A 1,510-nucleotide genomic window follows, 5' to 3' on the forward strand; every position below is an offset into this window, starting at 1 on the left:
CCCGTCGGCTGGGTTGTTTCACTTAAGTTGCCGGTCAGTGCCGTTGCATATTCCGTGCGCGTTTCCACTTGACCAAAGGCATTGTAGCTTTGAGTCGTCAGGTACTTCCCTGCATCAACCGTTGCGACAGTTTGACCCAGCGCATTGTAATAGGTGTAACTGGTTAAGCTGCCGACAGCGAGCAACTGCGTTTTTTTAACGGCTTGGTTAAACGCGTTATAGGTAAATAAGGTGGTTTGATTGCCGATGGTCACCTGTGCCTTACGCCCAGCTGCATCATATTGGGTGTCAATTTGACGGTCTTTGTCCGCTGAGACTTGTAAATTAGCAGGGTTACTTGTTTTCAACTGCCCTTGACTGTCAACCATATCTGCCAAGGTCAGTGTGCGCGACGTATTCGGCTGCCATGTTGTTTCATCTGCATACTTTATTAAAGTCACCGCCTGACCTAAGGCATTAAAGCGGCGCTCTGTGACATTGCCATCCCCATCAATTTCAAAGCGCACATTGCCCGCATTGTCATATATTTTAAGTTGCGTCACACCGGCTTGTGTCGCGCTCACAGCACGACCGAGTGCATCATATTTTGTGATGGTTTCTGTGGCAGGCGCGTTGGTTGTTGCTGCTTGGCGCACCGATGTTTGTCGCCCTGCATTATCATAACCAAAGTCAGTGGTGGCTTTTGGTACACCACTGACCCAGGCATTATTCTTTTGTGCCCCCTCGGTGATTTGCGTGACATTCCCCAGACCATCATAGCTGAATGCTTTGGTGATGTTGATTGACGTCAGCTTGCTTAATTGACCATTGGCCCAATTAAAAATAGTTTGTGCTGGGCTGCGCTCAAAGGCTAAGCGCCCAGCAGCATCATAGTCATACGTCCAAGTGGCATCTTTTTGGTTGGTATAGCTGGTTTTTAATCCTGCAGTGTTATAAGTATATGACTCAGTGGTGCCATCGGCATGCTGTGTCCAAATGAGCTGCCCTGCGGCGTTATATTCTGCGCTACTCACTCGCGCATTCGTTAATACACTGCTGCCATAATGCCCCTGTAAATCCGCATAGCTGAGTGTATTGGCGGTGAGTTTGGCTTTCAGTGCCGCGTTATCATGCACTGACGCGCCATGAGCAAGGGTGCTATTTACATCACTGATTTCATTGTAGCGTTGCTCGCTCACATATCCGAGTGCATCTACAGTAAAGCGCAGGCGCCCTGCGTCATCATAAAATAGCTGGCTTTGTTGGTCTTGTGCTGAGCTGAGCAATTGCGCTTTGGCGGTGGTTTCGTTGGTAATGGCGCTGTAGTTCACCACGCTCGCATACGCGATGGTCTCAACTAACTGCCCTGCTGCATCATAACGACTTTCTTTCATGCTGGCGCTATTACCCGCTTGTAAAGTCAGGGTAAAACGGGCTTGGCCTTTGTCGTTATAGAGTGTTTTAACTTTACTGTCTGCCTCAGCAGGACCAAACTTAACCAAATCGCTGGCGGTTAACGTGCCGTCTTTTA

Annotated in this window: 1 protein-coding gene; it reads right to left on the reverse strand. The window is 48.9% G+C overall.

Features of this window, described 5'->3' with window-relative positions; genetic code table 11:
• Positions 1-1,510, reverse strand: a 1,510-nt coding sequence (locus J8L98_RS24385) for an RHS repeat protein (protein ID WP_210998650.1), incomplete at both ends; no start/stop codon positions are given.

The sequence above is a fragment of the Pseudoalteromonas sp. MMG013 genome, from assembly GCF_018100885.1.
GTDB classification, from domain to species: domain Bacteria; phylum Pseudomonadota; class Gammaproteobacteria; order Enterobacterales; family Alteromonadaceae; genus Pseudoalteromonas; species Pseudoalteromonas aurantia.